The 15,202-nt window shown below is 33.3% G+C and carries 22 protein-coding genes and 3 pseudogenes; 9 read left to right on the forward strand and 16 right to left on the reverse strand.

The annotated features are described in order from the left end of the window. From IDG65_RS12005 to IDG65_RS12030, 6 genes and pseudogenes are all read right to left on the reverse strand, one after another. A partial coding sequence (locus tag IDG65_RS12005) for a DUF1108 family protein (protein ID WP_206174118.1) occupies positions 1-163 on the reverse strand: 163 nt, incomplete at its 3' end. A 91-nt stretch (positions 164-254) separates the two neighbouring features. Next, the gene (locus IDG65_RS12010) at positions 255-416 is read right to left on the reverse strand and encodes a DUF1270 domain-containing protein (protein WP_000066014.1); all 162 of its coding nucleotides are present in this window, start codon (positions 414-416) and stop codon (positions 255-257) included. A gap of 11 nt (positions 417-427) precedes the next feature. Continuing rightward, entirely contained in the window at positions 428-691 is a 264-nt protein-coding gene (locus IDG65_RS12015) for a helix-turn-helix domain-containing protein (protein ID WP_001124198.1), read from the reverse strand. Between the two features lie 148 nt (positions 692-839). Further along, a pseudogene (locus tag IDG65_RS14870) lies at positions 840-939 on the reverse strand (hypothetical protein); the annotation flags it as partial. Further along, positions 936-1,262 carry a hypothetical protein gene (locus IDG65_RS12025; RefSeq protein WP_001025595.1) on the reverse strand — a complete coding sequence of 109 codons (327 nt, stop codon included), beginning with the start codon at positions 1,260-1,262 and terminating at the stop codon, positions 936-938. The gene IDG65_RS12025 and the pseudogene IDG65_RS14870, both read right to left, overlap by 4 nt. A 326-nt stretch (positions 1,263-1,588) precedes the next feature. Next, on the reverse strand, positions 1,589-1,828 hold the full coding sequence (locus tag IDG65_RS12030; protein WP_001294156.1) for a hypothetical protein: 240 nt from the start codon (positions 1,826-1,828) through the stop codon (positions 1,589-1,591). A gap of 54 nt (positions 1,829-1,882) precedes the next feature. Between IDG65_RS12030 and IDG65_RS14875 the strand changes: the two are divergent. Next, positions 1,883-2,038 (forward strand): annotated as a pseudogene (locus IDG65_RS14875) (hypothetical protein); the annotation flags it as partial. Between the two features lie 23 nt (positions 2,039-2,061). On the opposite strand, the gene IDG65_RS12040 reads toward IDG65_RS14875, so the two are convergent. Both IDG65_RS12040 and IDG65_RS12045 read right to left on the reverse strand, forming a co-directional pair. Then, positions 2,062-2,277: a hypothetical protein gene (locus IDG65_RS12040; protein WP_049316671.1), complete on the reverse strand. Its 216-nt coding sequence runs from the start codon at positions 2,275-2,277 to the stop codon at positions 2,062-2,064. Beyond that, positions 2,262-2,459: a hypothetical protein gene (locus IDG65_RS12045; protein WP_031865871.1), complete on the reverse strand. Its 198-nt coding sequence runs from the start codon at positions 2,457-2,459 to the stop codon at positions 2,262-2,264. The genes IDG65_RS12040 and IDG65_RS12045 overlap by 16 nt, the downstream gene beginning before the upstream one ends. A gap of 50 nt (positions 2,460-2,509) precedes the next feature. Between IDG65_RS12045 and IDG65_RS12050 the strand changes: the two genes are divergently transcribed. Next, the gene (locus IDG65_RS12050; protein WP_000128907.1) at positions 2,510-2,839 is read left to right on the forward strand and encodes a hypothetical protein; all 330 of its coding nucleotides are present in this window, start codon (positions 2,510-2,512) and stop codon (positions 2,837-2,839) included. On the opposite strand, the gene IDG65_RS12055 is transcribed toward IDG65_RS12050, so the two are convergent. The 4 genes from IDG65_RS12055 to IDG65_RS12070 all read right to left on the reverse strand — a co-directional run bounded on the left by IDG65_RS12055 (position 2,828) and on the right by IDG65_RS12070 (position 4,506). Continuing rightward, entirely contained in the window at positions 2,828-3,043 is a 216-nt protein-coding gene (locus IDG65_RS12055; protein ID WP_001025405.1) for a Thoeris anti-defense Tad2 family protein, read from the reverse strand. The two genes, IDG65_RS12050 and IDG65_RS12055, sit on opposite strands and share 12 nt — an antisense overlap. A gap of 15 nt (positions 3,044-3,058) precedes the next feature. Next, positions 3,059-3,808: a phage antirepressor KilAC domain-containing protein gene (locus IDG65_RS12060; protein WP_001148590.1), complete on the reverse strand. Its 750-nt coding sequence runs from the start codon at positions 3,806-3,808 to the stop codon at positions 3,059-3,061. Positions 3,809-3,964: 156 nt separating this feature from the next. After that, positions 3,965-4,273 carry a hypothetical protein gene (locus tag IDG65_RS12065; protein WP_001153965.1) on the reverse strand — a complete coding sequence of 103 codons (309 nt, stop codon included), beginning with the start codon at positions 4,271-4,273 and terminating at the stop codon, positions 3,965-3,967. Positions 4,274-4,287: 14 nt separating this feature from the next. Further along, on the reverse strand, positions 4,288-4,506 hold the full coding sequence (locus tag IDG65_RS12070) for a helix-turn-helix transcriptional regulator (protein ID WP_001198673.1): 219 nt from the start codon (positions 4,504-4,506) through the stop codon (positions 4,288-4,290). 141 nt (positions 4,507-4,647) lie between these two features. Between IDG65_RS12070 and IDG65_RS12075 the strand changes: the two genes are divergently transcribed. The 4 genes from IDG65_RS12075 to IDG65_RS12090 all read left to right on the forward strand — a co-directional run bounded on the left by IDG65_RS12075 (position 4,648) and on the right by IDG65_RS12090 (position 6,517). Further along, a complete protein-coding gene (locus IDG65_RS12075; RefSeq protein WP_000358219.1) occupies positions 4,648-5,367 on the forward strand; it encodes an XRE family transcriptional regulator in 720 nt (239 codons plus the stop codon). A 54-nt stretch (positions 5,368-5,421) separates the two neighbouring features. After that, positions 5,422-5,856: a hypothetical protein gene (locus IDG65_RS12080; RefSeq protein WP_000755719.1), complete on the forward strand. Its 435-nt coding sequence runs from the start codon at positions 5,422-5,424 to the stop codon at positions 5,854-5,856. Between the two features lie 28 nt (positions 5,857-5,884). Continuing rightward, positions 5,885-6,280 carry a hypothetical protein gene (locus tag IDG65_RS12085; protein WP_103213510.1) on the forward strand — a complete coding sequence of 132 codons (396 nt, stop codon included), beginning with the start codon at positions 5,885-5,887 and terminating at the stop codon, positions 6,278-6,280. A 90-nt stretch (positions 6,281-6,370) separates the two neighbouring features. Beyond that, positions 6,371-6,517 carry a hypothetical protein gene (locus IDG65_RS12090; RefSeq protein ID WP_001013104.1) on the forward strand — a complete coding sequence of 49 codons (147 nt, stop codon included), beginning with the start codon at positions 6,371-6,373 and terminating at the stop codon, positions 6,515-6,517. On the opposite strand, the gene IDG65_RS12095 is transcribed toward IDG65_RS12090, so the two are convergent. Further along, positions 6,514-7,128 (reverse strand): hypothetical protein, encoded by a 615-nt coding sequence (locus tag IDG65_RS12095; RefSeq protein ID WP_000191459.1) that lies wholly within the window; start codon positions 7,126-7,128, stop codon positions 6,514-6,516. The two genes, IDG65_RS12090 and IDG65_RS12095, sit on opposite strands and share 4 nt — an antisense overlap. A 125-nt stretch (positions 7,129-7,253) precedes the next feature. Here IDG65_RS12095 and IDG65_RS12100 point away from each other — a divergent pair, with 125 nt between their 5' ends. After that, complete coding sequence (locus tag IDG65_RS12100) at positions 7,254-8,459, forward strand: tyrosine-type recombinase/integrase (protein ID WP_206174116.1); 1,206 nt, start codon at positions 7,254-7,256, stop codon at positions 8,457-8,459. Positions 8,460-8,552: 93 nt separating this feature from the next. On the opposite strand, the pseudogene lip2 reads toward IDG65_RS12100, so the two are convergent. Next, positions 8,553-10,487: pseudogene (gene lip2, locus IDG65_RS12105) on the reverse strand (YSIRK domain-containing triacylglycerol lipase Lip2/Geh); the annotation flags it as partial. 417 nt (positions 10,488-10,904) lie between these two features. On the opposite strand from lip2, the gene IDG65_RS12110 reads away from it, so the two are divergent. Continuing rightward, positions 10,905-12,218, forward strand: coding sequence for a YjiH family protein (locus tag IDG65_RS12110; RefSeq protein ID WP_052997573.1), 1,314 nt, complete (start codon positions 10,905-10,907; stop codon positions 12,216-12,218). A gap of 130 nt (positions 12,219-12,348) precedes the next feature. Here IDG65_RS12110 and IDG65_RS12115 read toward each other — a convergent pair whose 3' ends face one another. Next, positions 12,349-13,017 carry an N-acetylmannosamine-6-phosphate 2-epimerase gene (locus IDG65_RS12115; RefSeq protein ID WP_000936721.1) on the reverse strand — a complete coding sequence of 223 codons (669 nt, stop codon included), beginning with the start codon at positions 13,015-13,017 and terminating at the stop codon, positions 12,349-12,351. Positions 13,018-13,156: 139 nt separating this feature from the next. On the opposite strand from IDG65_RS12115, the gene rpiRa reads away from it, so the two are divergent. Next, a complete protein-coding gene (gene rpiRa / locus IDG65_RS12120) occupies positions 13,157-13,957 on the forward strand; it encodes a pentose phosphate pathway transcriptional regulator RpiRA (protein WP_000667382.1) in 801 nt (266 codons plus the stop codon). A 276-nt stretch (positions 13,958-14,233) separates the two neighbouring features. Here the strand turns inward: rpiRa and IDG65_RS12125 are convergent, their stop codons facing one another. Beyond that, positions 14,234-15,094, reverse strand: a complete 861-nt coding sequence (locus IDG65_RS12125) for an ROK family protein (RefSeq protein ID WP_000291441.1) — start codon at positions 15,092-15,094, stop codon at positions 14,234-14,236. Positions 15,095-15,202: the final 108 nt, after the last annotated feature.

A 15,202-nucleotide genomic window follows, 5' to 3' on the forward strand; every position in this document is an offset into this window, starting at 1 on the left:
CTAAGTCATTCTCATCTACGACATAAGCATGTTTAATTGGTACGTTGTTCATATCTTTAACTTGTATTGATATGCCCATATGACCTTTTAAAATGAATAGCTTAAAATCGAATCCGTTAACATGAATGTTTTTGCGTATGATTTCGCCTATTTCGTAATACATCTTGACTTCCTCCGTTTTTCATTTTATATTTAACTTGAAATTTTTCTTAAGTGCTTGATGCTGTTACTTGCTCCAACAAGTAGCAGTTTTTTTATTCTTCATAAAAGTATTCCTTATAAAATATGAATGTCACTATGCTTGCGAATCCCGCAATTGACCACGCTGTAGTGAAGTATAGAAACGGCATGAGTACAATTGCTAAGACTGTGAAGCACAATACTGCTAATAGGTAGCTTTTATAAATGTTGCTCATTTAATATCCTCCTAATACCATTTTTTATGCTTTCTGATCAAATACTCTTCCAATTTAGAAATATTAATCAGAGTGCCTGTTGGTGAATAATCAATGTATAAATTTTCTACACCTAAATTATCTTTGCGGTAATATTTCAACCAGTTGTATACTGTACTTCTACATACTCCAAACAATTGATGGATTTGTGTAGGCGTTGCGTATAACTTTTTCACAAATTTTTCTTCGCCTCTATATGTGTTTTCTGGTGTTGGTGGTACTATGATTTTTGGCATTTCTATCTTTCCTTTCGTGTATAATGTTGTTATTTGCTAATAGTTTGTTCGGCGAACTTCAAAAGGCGACGAGCAGATTCAGTAGAATTTTCAGCATCTTTCGGTATGGTTAAAGATTTGTTGTTTAGATAGTCACTCAACGCCCTGCTACTAATCACAGGTTTTCTAGTGTGCTTCTCAATCTTCCAAACCTTCCACGTCACAACTGCCATTGTGATGAGGAGGGTTGTTTTACACAATTTGTTCACTGTGAATCCTCCTTAAAAAACAAACTTCTAAATCCTGATTTTTCATATCTACCGGGTCTGCCTTTTTCACTCTTTGCATAATGCTCTATGTTTATGTCGTAACCACCTTCGTAATTTCCGTTTCTAGTTACCCATAAAAATTTAACTACTCGTTTGCTCTTCAGCTCTCCACCTTTATAAATGACTAATGGAACGCTGTTTTCATCTTTCACTTTGATGACAATTAGATCTTTGTGTCTGATATTTTTGTTGAACTTTTTTAAAATCTCCCTCATCTCATGAATTTTTTTCAATATTAATTTCATTACTTTTTGAATGTTCATTTGTTACATCTCTTTTCGTGTATAATTTAGTTATCAACCTAAGGAGGTGATGTGTGTGAATATCTCAACTTTTTTAGTACTACATAAAGCCTGTAGCAAAGAAAAAATAAAACTATCTGATCAGCATAAAGACTTTGAATACATGCTTCGCAAAGAATGGATTACACAAGTTGAGAACGACCTCGAAATTTCTGAAGATTCTTCATTCTCGATTCTGTATATGAAATACAGTGGTTACGTGTCTATAACATCTAAAGGTAAAGATGTTTATTTTTCCGCGCGTAACAGCTGGATTAGATGGATTCTTGGTACAATCATCAGTATTTCTATAGCAATTGCATCACTAGTAATAAAAGCGTTACTAGAATGCTAGTTGCACAAATCAAAGCTACACATGGGATTAAATCTACTATCCAAACCCTTTTTTGATTAGGCTCATTTAAATATTTATACATATTAAATAGCTTTTCTAACTCGTCATTACTGATGATAGATGTTGAATTTTCTTTATGTTTAAGTGTTTTAAGAATTAGTAGTTCTAACTTTTCTTTGATTGGTTCACTCATTTGTTACATCTCCTTTCGTGTATAATATTGTTATCTCCTACAGAGAGGAGGTAAGGAATCTATATAAAACCTGTTATCATAGAATCGCGGACAGAACACCGAAAATCAGAGCCACAAGTGACAGAGTTAACATCAGTAAATAAGGTAAGTGCTCTTTCCAACCCCAAGGATGGTTTTTTAAAGAAGTTTTTATATCATTTAAAATCTTAAACATTTGAAATCCTCCTTTTTCGTCACTCTTTAATTGGAGTGGCGTTGATTTTTTTGTCTAACTTTTTCAATGCTAATTTGTAAATAACTGAAGCATGTTCGGTTTTAAAATGAGATTCAGCAATAATTTTCAATGTTTCTAATTTATTTCTTGCATCACCGTATGTGGTACTTTCTGATAGAACACCTTCTAAAATTTGTTGAACTCGATAATCTAAAAGTTTTAAGTCTTTATTGATGCGCGGTTATTAGCTAAATACTTTTGTTCTCTATCAATTAGGTAGAGAACTTTTTTAATTTCAGTGTAAGAAAACTTTTCTAGTTCAATACATTGATTAATTACAGACATTAAATTCTTTTGTTTATTATTTAAATTCTTCTTTTGGATTTTTAAAGAATAAAGTTCTTTCATATCTTGCATATTGTTTATGCTCCTTTCTGCTATACTCCTATTAAGGAGGTGAATGACTTATGACTGATGAAGCTAAATTTGTTCTTTTACAACTTTATTCAATTTACCTTGATAGAATTGACGAAGGTATGTCTAAACGTTCTGCATCTTATTTCGGTAGTGATGAATCCTCATTTAACGCTTTCTTTTTAGGTTTTAATTTTGAAGACTATATCGATGCAGTTCTTGAATTAAAGCATAGAGATTTTGTAATTGCTTCTGCTGAAGATGGCGGTTTTCTTGAGATGGCTCTTTCTCGAGAAGGTATCGCCTACTCAGAATCAGAATCCAAAAAAGATTACAAAACACTTATGGGTTTAATTAGAGATTTGAAAAAATTAATAATCTAAAATCCAATCATCTGCTATTAAATCGTCTGCGCTAGGCTGCCACCTTCCGCCGGCGGTTTGTCTTTTTTTCTTATAGTGTCTAGATACGACTAGGCATTGATAACGCTGCAAATTAGTTGGTAATATCCCATACACATCTTGATTTTCTCTCCTTATACTTATTCCTTTTTCCATCGCTAACTTCGTTGCTTCTTGAATGTTCATTTGTTATTCCTCCTTTTAAGATGTTTGTTTTTCTCCTAAAAACTTGTTAACAAAGTATTGTTGTCCTTTGCCTGTTACTTTTGGCGTCTTACTAATTGATGTGTGACCGTCCGAATGTGTGATTGATGTTTCTTTAATTTCGAATAACTCACGTTCCATTGAATACTGTGTAGGCATGTTGTAATCCACACCCTTGCGTTTAATAAGGAATCCGTTTTGACGTAACCACTCAAATAATCTGCGTTGCCCGATGTTTACACCGTTTTGTTTAATGATCTTTGCTAACTCTCCAACTAAAATTGATGTCTTAGTAGTAGCTACTGCGTCCGCAAATACAATCTTTGGTTTGTCGCGTTCAATCTTTGTTTCTAATTGATTGATTGTGTTGTTAGCAATTTTTAAAGCACGTTGCATAATCATTTCTGGGCTATTCCAAGCTTTTTCAACTTGGATGAAATACTCTCTAAAATCAAAACCCTTTTCTGTACCTGACATCATCGCAACATGTTTAGCTACATCAAGTGTTAAAGCATAATCTTCTAGTTGTCTTACAGCTCCGTTATTAACAACCGTACTTGTAAGTACACTTGTAAAATCTCTGTTTTCTTTAAAATGCTTTAAGTTAATTTCTGCCCAAGCGCTAAAACGTTTTTTGACTTCCAAAGCCTTGTATAACTCTCTTGCACTGATTGCGATTTCTCCATTTTCTTTTTCTTGTATGTTGAACATTTCGCCGATGTTCGATTTTGTTTGTAATGCTTGCATTTGAGTATCCTCCTTTTTCCTCAACACCCACATTCATCAGACGGTTATCGCAATGACTATCGAATGTATTTAAACGCGGCTCATATCATCGCCAGCTCTCGCTCACATCTGCTCAATGTGGATGTTGATAAGCGTGGTTATATTAAGAAGTGAATGTTACTGATTCACTTTCCGCCACTCTGTTAAATCAGTAACTTTGTTATCGCTTTCAACACCGTTAAGCTTGTCTAACGCTTTCACTACTTTTTGGAACTCTTTGATAGCACTTCGTAGCTTTTTAGTAATTTCATCTTCTACCATTTCCAAACCAGCAAATGCGTCTTCGTTATTCATGCTTAGATGTTTGTTGAAAAGATCTCGAGTGTATCTTATTTCTTTAAGTGATTTATCATAAGCTTCAATTTGTCCTGAAAGGTTATGATATTTTAGTTGTAGTTTTACTAATTTTAATGATTGGTCTTGCATTTGTTATGTCTCCTTTAAGATGTTTGTTTGCGTTTCGTGTACTTTGTGGGTAAAAAAATATCTCCAATATTTTCGTCAAAAAAATCAGCGATAATAAACATCTCATCATTCTTAAATTGATGCTTTCCTAATTCTTTTAAACGATAACCTTCAGTTGATATATTCAAGAGGTTTGCTAAATCTTCTTGAGTACACTTTCTTTCTTTTCTCAACTTTATTAAATTCCATTGCATGTTGTCACCTCCCGCTTACAAAACCTACTATACACGATACGTGTACTTGAGTCAACATAAAAGTTTGCTTTTCGTGTATTTTTTTGTTGAATACCAAAAATAATTGGGTTATACTATAGGTAAATTTAAGGAGGTAAGAAAATGGATAAAAAAGAATTAGCGAAATTTATAGGCAATAAAATCAGATACTATAGAACCAAATTGAACTTAACTCAAGATCAACTTGGAGAAAAACTCAACACTAAAAAAGCTACTATTTCAAATTATGAGACAGGGTACAGAACTCCTAAACAAGATGATTTGTTTGAAATTGCTCATATTTTAAATATCAGTATCGATGATTTGTTTCCTACAAGAAATAATAAAAAAAACGACATCACTTCCATATACAACAAACTCACACCTCCCCGCCAAGAAAACGTACTTAACTACGCAAATGAGCAATTAGATGAACAGAATAAAGTCACTTCTATAGATGAATATAAAGAGTCTAAACTAGTATCGTATATTGCATGTGGTGCAACTGGTGCTGGCATAGGAGAAGAATTATATGATGACATATTGCATGAAGAAGTATTTTTTAAAGAAGACGAAACGCCATCAAATGCTGATTTTTGTATTTTAGTTAATGGTGATTCAATGGAACCTATGTTAAAACAAGGAACATACGCTTTTATTAAGAAAGAAGATTCTATTAAAGATGGTACAATTGCACTCGTTGTATTAGATGGAGTAAGTCTTATCAAGCGTGTAGATATATGCGAAGACTATATTAATTTGGTATCTCTAAATCCGAAGTATGATGATATCAAAGTCGCTTCGTTTAGTGATATTAAAGTAATGGGCAAAGTTGTATTGTGATTAATAACGTATATTTAGCGCTTTAATATAAATATAAACAAAGGAGAGATACATATGAAAAAAGTAATCGGACTGCTACTAGTAAGTACATTAGCTTTAACAGCTTGTGGTGAAAAAGAAAAACCAAAAAAAGAAGAAAATAAAAAGTCACAAACACAAAAACACAAAGATAGCAAACCAAAAACGCAACAAGAAAAAATGAAAAAAGTTGAAGATAAAAATCCACCTAATAATAGCATACAAAATAATTCAAACAATCAAAACCAATCACAAAACAATCAACTTAATAATAATTCAGATCCATCTAATAATACTCCTGCAAATATAAATAAAAACGATTCACAAAATACTAATTTAAATGATGAGTATGTCGTTTCGCCTGGCTGGACTAAAGATGAACAGGCTAAAGCTTTTGAAGAGTACAAAAAAGGAAAAGAAGACGAAGCAAGAGCTGGTGCTAGCGCAGTACCAGGAGCCAATATTAACTAATAAAACAATATAAGAAAGAAGAGCTAATATGGAAACAAATAAAACAATCGATTTAATGAATTATGTGGAATTTCCAAAAAGATACACAGAGGCAAAAGGCAAATTAGTTGCACAACCAATAACTACTATAAATAGCGCAAGAAGAGTTGAAAATGAAGATATGACTGTTTGCTACATTTTAGATCAGGATGATGATGTAATGGACTTTATCTTTGACAGAGATATAATTACTGTTTACTGTCCTGGAAACGGAACTGCGACTGATGAATATTTTTGTGAAATTATATTTAACTCAGATGACACATTTACCCTAAAGCGATTATCTAATTACGTTACCATTAAAGATAGAAACTACCCAATGTCAAAAATAAATGACGTAAACATTACGGGCAAAGTCGTCAGATTATTTAGAGATTTTAAATAAACTTGGCTTTAATTACGATTAAAAGTACCTATATAGCGTGACGAGAAAAAGGATTAAAAAAAAATTCAAAAACGCCTACTAGTGTAGACGTTGAATGGTGGTGAGAATTTTATGGCGGATAAAAACAAAAAACAAGAAGCTACCCGTAGTAACCCAATAAACAAAAGTTTTGAAAAGCCGGGTGCCAGCGAAAACTTAAAAAGCACTTTATCAGAAAAAGCTAAGAAAAAAGATTAATATTCATTCATTAAATATAAATCCAATTTAATTTGTTGTTTAAGGTCTACAAGTGTATGTTTAATATACAATTCATCGTTTGACGGTAAATCAGATACTTTGAAATCTTGTCGCTCAACCTCTAGTAAATCGAAATCGCTACCAGCTGAATTATAGGTTTTAAGTTCACCCTCTTCAATGATTCTGTTTTCAAAGTCTTTAATAACTATAAATACTGGTTTACCGTTGTTATTAAACAACTTGTCTCTTTTGTCTAATAAGCTTATACAATCCAAATTCATAAACTTTCTTGTTTCATTAATTAACCAGATAATGAATTTAACAATTAAAGGATTAAATACAAGCACTGTTAAAACAAAAATAATTAGAAACCAAATATTTGCTTTTAGACCTGTAAGCAACTGAAGTAAACTCAAATTTTTTAAATCAACATTATTAAAAATTATAAAAGTATAAAACCATATCAAACATGTTTCAATAGAAAAAATCAATAATACAGGAGTATTGATAATCTTGTTTTTTTCACTAACTAAACCTATCATTGTTAGATATTTATATGGTATGTAACCTAAAACTCCTGTAAGAAGAAGCGCCCCTAGAAATTGAGTCATCTTATCACCTACTTTTTATTTTATTATAACATATTTAGTACCTAGTACTAAATTTTGGGTAGCCCGACTACCCTTATTATTTTTTAATATTTTATAGAACATACGTTCTTGCAGGAGGTATAAACATGTGGATTGAAAAATTTAAAAACAAAAATAACGAAACTAAATACAGATACTACGAGAAGTATAAAGATCCATACACAGATAAATGGAAGCGCGTAAGTGTTGTGTTGAACAAGAATACAAAACAATCTCAAAAAGAAGCAATGTTTCGTTTAGAAGAAAAAATAAAAGAAAAATTGAATAACCAGTCATCAAGCATTTTAAAAACTTTGACTTTTCATACACTATTAGATGAATGGTTTGAATATCATACAAAAACATCTGGCTTTAAAGTAACGACGCTTGATAATTTGAAAACAAGAATCAAAAACATCAAAAAGAACAGTTCTCAAAATTTACTTTTAAACAAAATTGATACAAAGTACATGCAAACATTTATTAACGAATTATCAAACATATATTCTGAAAATCAGGTAAAGCGTCAACTTGGACATATGAAAGAAGCTATTAAATACGCCGTTAAATTTTACAATTATCCAAACGAACACATATTAAATAGCGTCACACTACCAAAGAAGAGTAAGACGATAGAAGATATAGAAAAAGAAGAAGCGAAAATGTATAACTATTTAGAGATGGAACAGGTAATACAGATACGCGATTTTATACTGAACGATAATAACATGCAGTATAGAGCTCGTATTTTAGTTGCTGGGGCTGTTGAAGTTCAAGCTTTAACAGGTATGCGCATAGGTGAGTTATTAGCGCTCCAAGTTAAAGATGTAGACCTCAAAAATAAGACGATCGATATTAACGGTACTATTCACAGAATCAAATGTAATGCTGGATTTGGTCACAAAGATACTACTAAGACCGCAGGTTCAAGAAGAAAAATCGCCATCAATTCAAGGATAGCAAATGTATTGAAAAAAATAATGTTAGAAAATAAAAAGATGCAACAATGGGAACCAAGCTATGTTGATAGAGGGTTTATATTCACAACTTGCCAAGGAAATCCTATGCAAGGCAGTAGGATAAACAAACGATTGTCCTCAGCTGCAGAATCATTAAATATAAATAAAAAAGTTACTACTCACACACTAAGGCATACACACATAAGTTTATTGGCGGAAATGAATATATCGTTAAAAGCAATTATGAAAAGAGTAGGACATACAGATGAAAAAACGACTATAAAGGTGTATACACATGTAACAGAGAAAATGGACAGAGAGTTAGAGCAAAAATTAGAAAAACTTGTGTACTAAAAGGTATCTGCCCTTTTTCTGCCCTTTTTTATTTTTAAAGACGCTACAAATCCTTTGTAACAACTGATATTAAAGGCTTTTTAACACAAGTTAATCCCATCCTTGTATGATTGGTTTAACTTGCCAGATACCTCTTCGTGTGGCAGGTTCATCATTCGTAACATTAATAAATGGTTGATTGGATGGATGTAATGACGAAATCACTGGTACGACACCATCATTTTTACGCCATTCTTCTCTTGCATCATGACCAATAATTCTACTCGTTGTATCCATTAAGAAAAATGTACCTAAATCAGGATTTTCATAACCTAATGGACCAGTATGAGATGATACACCTGTATAAGTCGTGTACGTAATATTTGGATTCATACTTGTCATGTTGTTCAATTTTGCAGAGCCATCTAACGTTAAATCATAGGCAGCATTGTCGTCTGATGTCCAAATTTTGCTTTTACTAACGCGTTTTATATAGTCAATATAACTCTCATTTGGTAATTGTTTAAAGCCCCATTGCGTTAATCCTAAATCGATATTCGAATACTTGTTACCCATAAATCGATTTAAAGCGAACATGATTTTTCTAACAGCTTCTGTATTTCCAAACTTATCAGCTGCTTGTGAACCATTATGTGGTGTTGCTAATGTTGTGATTGATGCAACCATATTGTTATGACCACCAGTGAATAATGGCGATATTTCTCCACCATGCGCTTTATGATAGGCAATTTCTTCTTTGTTACCATTTCTTAAAAACTCTTCCATTAAACGAATTGTTTGACCACCCATACTATGCCCTACAAGATGTACCTTTTTACCAGGTTCCCAATTAGGCATGATTCCTTTATATGTTTTACCATAGCGCTCATGTCCGTATTTAGCTGCATGTGCTGCACCATAATCTACGCGACCACCTTTGATGTAATAATAAAGTTCTACAGCACGATCATAGTTGCTACCAAATGCACTAACACTTGCTTGATGTACATTATAGCCTTGCTTTCTCAATTCTTCGATAACTTTAAATTTATTTCCACCCCAATAATTTGGATATAAAGCAGGTGCATTATCGCCTACTAATCCTAAAAATCCATGTACAAAAACAACTGGATATTTGTTAAGTGGTTGTACTTGATTCGCTTTAAGTGGTCGAATCTTTTTAGCATCTGCTGCTGCATTTGTAGTCGAACGTGTTTTAGGCGCTTGAAGTGCATCTTTGATTAGTTGTTTATTATCAGTATTTTTATCTGTCGGTTTCTCTGAGGAATTTTGACCATCGATATGTTTACTTAAATCGCCAACTTGTGGTTTCTGTTCACTTTGGCGAACAGTATCATCTTGCGTTGCATCTATGATTTGATGCGCGGGTTGATGTGTATCTTGTTGATTTGGATGTTTGTCCGTGGTTGCATCTTGTGCTTTTGTTGATTTAGGTGCAGTTTTATCATTAGATGGGGGTGTTGTTGAAGTTGGTGCTGCTTTATCATGATGGGGTAATACCTTTTGTGCCGGAATGGATGGTTGTGATTTATCAACATCATTCGATTGTGACGTTGTCGATTGTGATCCATTACGTTCAGCATGATGGGTATTTTGAACCTGATCATTTTGGCGTTCAGTTTTGTTAATCGCGTTATTTTGGTGTGACTGTTTAGAACCTTGTCGTTCAGAATCTTGCTTTACTTGATTATCATTTTGCGTTCTGATTGTTTTACTATTTTGTGTTGATTGATGCTTCGATGATTGAAGCGTATCTTTACCTTCTGTCACTGTTCCACTTTTACCATTCTCTTTATGCATATCGTCTAATTGCTTTCCTGACTGCATTTGATGTGACGTTATCGTATTCCCTTGTTCTCCCGGTTGATTTAGTGTTTCTTTTTGTGCCGCTGCATTAGACGTTGGTGTTTTTTCCGAGGCTTGCGCTTCATGTGATGACACAATAAACATTGTAGCCGCTAACACTGACACCACGCCTATTGAATACTTTCTAATACTATACTTTCTTTCTTCTTGTCCTCTTAACATATAATCACCTCAAAAGTATTTTTTTGACCCCCTCTTGAGAATGAAAAACAACTGCACCTTCAATATAACATGACATATATTATTTTTTGATTAAGACTACAAAATTAATAAAAATTTAATAATACGATATTAAATCGATACTAATCATTTACAAATATGTACATTTCCAAATAATTTATAAACACTTTTAGTTGTGGCGTTGAATCAACACAACAACATTTAAGATAAATATTTTATTAAGTAATATAGTTTCAATCTATATATAATTAGTTAATTTGTATTGGTATGAAAATAATTCAAACTATACAATTATAGTAAGTTTTCAGATTTTTCTAAATTAAAATAATGATTCATCTCATCAAGGGGAAGATGCATCATACAGTTTTGTGTATTCATTTAAACAAAGGGGTTGCTTTAATGAATCAATATCATTCTAATGCACAACAACCAAGTGCATGGCGTTTTTTTGTCTATAGTTTAGTGGGCATACTATGTTTCTTTATTCCTTTTACGATTAATGGTAACAACACTATTTTCGTCGATCATGTTCATCTAGCCATTCGCTCAATCATAGGTCCACTTATGCCCTATGTTGCACTGATTATGATTTTAATTGGTACAGCGTTACCAATAGTGAGACGTACTTTTATGACTTCAATCACAAACTTGGTCATTACATTATTTAAAGTTGCAGGTGCAATGATTGGTATAATGTATGTATTTAAAATCGGTCCATCAATACTATTTAAAGCTAACTATGGTCCGTTCTTGTTTGAAAAATTAATGATGCCATTAAGTATCTTAATTCCAGTAGGTGCAATTGCGCTTTCTTTATTAGTAGGCTATGGCTTATTAGAATTTGTCGGTGTTTATATGGAGCCTATTATGAGACCTATTTTTAAAACACCAGGAAAATCCGCTGTCGATGCAGTAGCTTCGTTTGTCGGCCGTTATTCCTTAGGATTATTGATTACTAATCGTGTCTATAAGCAAGGAATGTACAACAAACGAGAAGCCACGATTATTGCGACTGGCTTTTCAACAGTTTCAGCAACTTTTATGATTATCGTTGCTAAAACTTTAGGATTAATGCCGCATTGGAATTTATACTTTTGGATAACTTTAGTCATCACATTTGTCGTGACTGCAATTACTGCATGGCTACCGCCAATCACCAATGAATCAACAGAATATTATAACGGACAAGAAGGAGAACAAGAAGTTGCTATTGAAGGAAGCAGACTGAAAACTGCATATGCAGAGGCGATGAAACAAAGTGCATTAACACCATCCCTCGTGAAGAACGTTTGGGACAATTTGAAAGACGGTTTAGAAATGACTGTTGGTATTTTGCCTTCTATATTATCGATTGGTTTTTTAGGACTGATTGTAGCGAACTATACACCATTCATTGATTGGCTTGGCTATATCTTCTATCCATTTATTTATATTTTCCCAATTGCTGATCAGGCTTTACTTGCAAAAGCGTCAGCGATTTCTATTGTAGAGATGTTTCTACCATCTTTGTTAGTAACTAAAGCTGCAATGAGTACTAAATTTGTCGTCGGTGTAGTAAGCGTATCAGCCATTATCTTTTTCTCAGCATTAGTGCCATGTATACTAGCAACTGAAATTAAAATACCTGTCTGGAAACTCATCATCATTTGGTTTTTACGCGTGGCATTGTCGCTATTAATCACCATCCCCGTCGCTTTACTTATTTTTGGATAATTCAAATTGAAAATAAAATCACTATCGTAAACAAACAAAACGAGATGAACCCATTACATTCATTCAGCCACCTAAGATAATTAGGTACCTTTAATTAATGATGGTCATCTCGTTTTTTTATCGTTATCATTTAATCTTCCATAACTTGAACAAAACGTTTCGTAATTTCTTTTGGTCGTGTTATCGCACCACCAACGACTGAACAATGAACGCCTAAGTCCATCACGCGTTTATACATATCCGGTGTAATGACATTACCTTCCGCAATAACTTTTGCATCAACACTTTGTAGTACATCTTTTAGAAATTGGAAGTCATTTTGATAAAGTAATTGTCCTTGCGTATAACTAGTATAGCCATGTAACGTCGTGCCAATATAATCAAAGCCAAGTCGTGCGGCATTTTTAGCTTCTTCAACGGTCGCGATATCAGCCATGATTTCAACGTTCGGTGCATGTGTTCTAATATATGATACTAATTCGTCTAACGTTTCTTTCGGACGTTGCTGTAACGTTGCATCCAATGCAATGACTTCACATTGGCTTTCTATCAGTTCATCAACTTCTTTTGACGTTGCAGTAATGAAAACATCTGAGTGATCATAGTCACGTTTCACAATGCCAATAACTGGTAAATCTACCGTTTCTTTAATTGCTAAAATGTCTTCCTTAGTATTTGCGCGAATACCAACAGCACCACCTTCATACGCAGCTAATGCCATTTTCGACATAATAAAAGATGAATGCAATGGTTCATCTGGTAGTGCCTGACAAGATACTATTAATCCATGTGGTAACATTATTCCTCACTCCATAAGTCGTTTTTTCACGTAAAGTCATTTACAATATATCATTAAGATAATTTTTATCAATGCTTTTTACTATCTTGAAAATATTTTTCATATATAATAGTAATCATTAAGATGAAGGGGTGACACAATGAAATTTGAGAATCGTGTTCAACGTTATCAACATTTATTTACAAAAACTGATAAACGCATCGTCAATTATATAAGACAAAATGGCTATAGCGATGCCTTTTCAACGATTAACTCCTTAGCCCATGCGATTGGTACATCACCAGCAACGATGACACGCTTTAGTCATAAGCTGGATTATGAGAATTTCCAAGATTTAAAATTTAATATTCAACAAGAAATGACAGAGACAGTTATTGAAAATAGCCCAATTATTCAAAGAATTCATAAATATCATCAACAAATCATTCAACAAACTGGTGAATTTATTGATAACGACATTATCCAAACCTTTATCGACAAACTTCAATCAAGTCGACATATACTCTTTGCTGGACTAGGTAGCTCTGGTTTATCAGCGACTGAATTTTATTATCGTATGATTCGTATGGGGCTAAAAGGTAATGTTACTACCGATTCACATTTAATGAAAATATCGGCATCCCTACTATCTCATTCGGATATGTTTATTGCTATGTCAAATAGTGGTAATACTTCGGAATTAATTTCTGCAGCGGAAGTCGCCAAATCTCATGGTGCATATGTCGTTGCCATCACAAATTTCGAAGGTAGTAAACTTACAGATTGTGCAGATTTAGTACTTTTAACAACGGATCAATCGCGTAATACCGACCATCAATTTATCAACACACAAATTGCGACACTCTTTTTAATCGATATCGTGAGTTATCATTTATTAGAAAATACGAATCTGAGTCAAACTTATCAACATACTAAATCTATTATCCTAGACAACAAATAACTAGTTGTATATTCAAATCCACCTGCAACTGTAGATAATCATCGTGATTGTCCCAACGAGTTGCTAGGTGCTTTTTTAATTTCAATACCAAATATTTTTTTACATTTTTGAGATCTATACGTTCAAGCGTCTTCAATTTAATATGCCCGTGGCACACTGTTGGTTGATATAGTTTAGATTGGTCCTAGATAGAGTGTGATGTGTGGAACTAACAACAGCTCTCATCTCTCGTAACGGTTTCAAATTCTATTTTAGAATGACTCCTTCTTTCAATCATCATTGCAAACAGCCATATAATGCTGCATCATTTTTACTCTTAGTCGTTTGTATTGGTGCATAAACATAGTCTTTTGGTAAATAGTGTGCAACTTTCGGCTCGATATATTTAATGAGATTGTCTCCTTGTTCAGATATACCGCCACCAATTAATATAAGCCCTGGATCATACATGACTTGTATTTGGGCAATCCCTTCTGCTACATCTTCTGCCCACTCATTCAATATTTGTTTTGCAATATCATCACCTTCTTCAGCTGCTTCAAACAACACTGGCACATGTGTGCTTCTCGTAAATCCTCCGTCAATCATGCGCTTTTTCAATGCACTCGTTGCAGCACGTTGCTCAAACGTTGTATTTTCAGTTGGACGATACAATAAATACCCAACTTCATTTGCCTTATGAAGTTCACCATTATCAATATGACTTTGATTATTTTTGTACGCACCCCCAATGCCTGTACCAAGCGTCATACAAAAGATCCGTTCTGCTTGATATTGATGTAATTTCAATTCGCCTAGTAATGCAGCGTTTACATCATTTTTTACTTTGACATAAGGAGACAGTGATTTTAATAATCGCTTAAAATTAGTACCTTTATAATTCGGAATGGTTGGCCCTGCGTATACAATTTCGCCTTTTTGTTCATCAACAACGCCTGCTGATGAAATACCTATGACAGGTTGGATCAACTGATATTGCTTCATATATCCTGTTACAATCTCATATACTTTGTCAGTAATAAGCTCACTTTTGTTGTCCGGCGTTGGTATTTGTTGATAGTCAAACATATTTAATTGCTTATCAATAACCGCCGATTTAATTTGAGTGCCTCCAATATCGATTGCGATGTAATACACCTTACTCACTCCATTTCTATTGATTTTGAAAAATATTTTCATTAATTATACATAAATATGACTTCAATTTTCAAAAAGATATTGTTACATTTTATGATAGCGTTTACA

Source organism: Staphylococcus sp. EG-SA-17, assembly GCF_017151845.1.
GTDB lineage: Bacteria > Bacillota > Bacilli > Staphylococcales > Staphylococcaceae > Staphylococcus > Staphylococcus aureus.

What these genes read in the sequence shown, in the direction of transcription:
- IDG65_RS12010 (WP_000066014.1), bottom strand. Translation starts at nt 416, where the DNA reads ATGAGCAACATTTATAAAAGCTACCTATTAGCAGTATTGTGCTTCACA.
- IDG65_RS12015 (WP_001124198.1), bottom strand. Translation starts at nt 691, where the DNA reads ATGCCAAAAATCATAGTACCACCAACACCAGAAAACACATATAGAGGC.
- IDG65_RS12025 (WP_001025595.1), bottom strand. Translation starts at nt 1,262, where the DNA reads ATGAACATTCAAAAAGTAATGAAATTAATATTGAAAAAAATTCATGAG.
- IDG65_RS12030 (WP_001294156.1), bottom strand. Translation starts at nt 1,828, where the DNA reads ATGAGTGAACCAATCAAAGAAAAGTTAGAACTACTAATTCTTAAAACA.
- IDG65_RS12045 (WP_031865871.1), bottom strand. Translation starts at nt 2,459, where the DNA reads ATGCAAGATATGAAAGAACTTTATTCTTTAAAAATCCAAAAGAAGAAT.
- IDG65_RS12050 (WP_000128907.1), top strand. Translation starts at nt 2,510, where the DNA reads ATGACTGATGAAGCTAAATTTGTTCTTTTACAACTTTATTCAATTTAC.
- IDG65_RS12055 (WP_001025405.1), bottom strand. Translation starts at nt 3,043, where the DNA reads ATGAACATTCAAGAAGCAACGAAGTTAGCGATGGAAAAAGGAATAAGT.
- IDG65_RS12060 (WP_001148590.1), bottom strand. Translation starts at nt 3,808, where the DNA reads ATGCAAGCATTACAAACAAAATCGAACATCGGCGAAATGTTCAACATA.
- IDG65_RS12065 (WP_001153965.1), bottom strand. Translation starts at nt 4,273, where the DNA reads ATGCAAGACCAATCATTAAAATTAGTAAAACTACAACTAAAATATCAT.
- IDG65_RS12070 (WP_001198673.1), bottom strand. Translation starts at nt 4,506, where the DNA reads ATGCAATGGAATTTAATAAAGTTGAGAAAAGAAAGAAAGTGTACTCAA.
- IDG65_RS12075 (WP_000358219.1), top strand. Translation starts at nt 4,648, where the DNA reads ATGGATAAAAAAGAATTAGCGAAATTTATAGGCAATAAAATCAGATAC.
- IDG65_RS12080 (WP_000755719.1), top strand. Translation starts at nt 5,422, where the DNA reads ATGAAAAAAGTAATCGGACTGCTACTAGTAAGTACATTAGCTTTAACA.
- IDG65_RS12085 (WP_103213510.1), top strand. Translation starts at nt 5,885, where the DNA reads ATGGAAACAAATAAAACAATCGATTTAATGAATTATGTGGAATTTCCA.
- IDG65_RS12095 (WP_000191459.1), bottom strand. Translation starts at nt 7,128, where the DNA reads ATGACTCAATTTCTAGGGGCGCTTCTTCTTACAGGAGTTTTAGGTTAC.
- IDG65_RS12100 (WP_206174116.1), top strand. Translation starts at nt 7,254, where the DNA reads ATGTGGATTGAAAAATTTAAAAACAAAAATAACGAAACTAAATACAGA.
- IDG65_RS12110 (WP_052997573.1), top strand. Translation starts at nt 10,905, where the DNA reads ATGAATCAATATCATTCTAATGCACAACAACCAAGTGCATGGCGTTTT.
- IDG65_RS12115 (WP_000936721.1), bottom strand. Translation starts at nt 13,017, where the DNA reads ATGTTACCACATGGATTAATAGTATCTTGTCAGGCACTACCAGATGAA.
- rpiRa (WP_000667382.1), top strand. Translation starts at nt 13,157, where the DNA reads ATGAAATTTGAGAATCGTGTTCAACGTTATCAACATTTATTTACAAAA.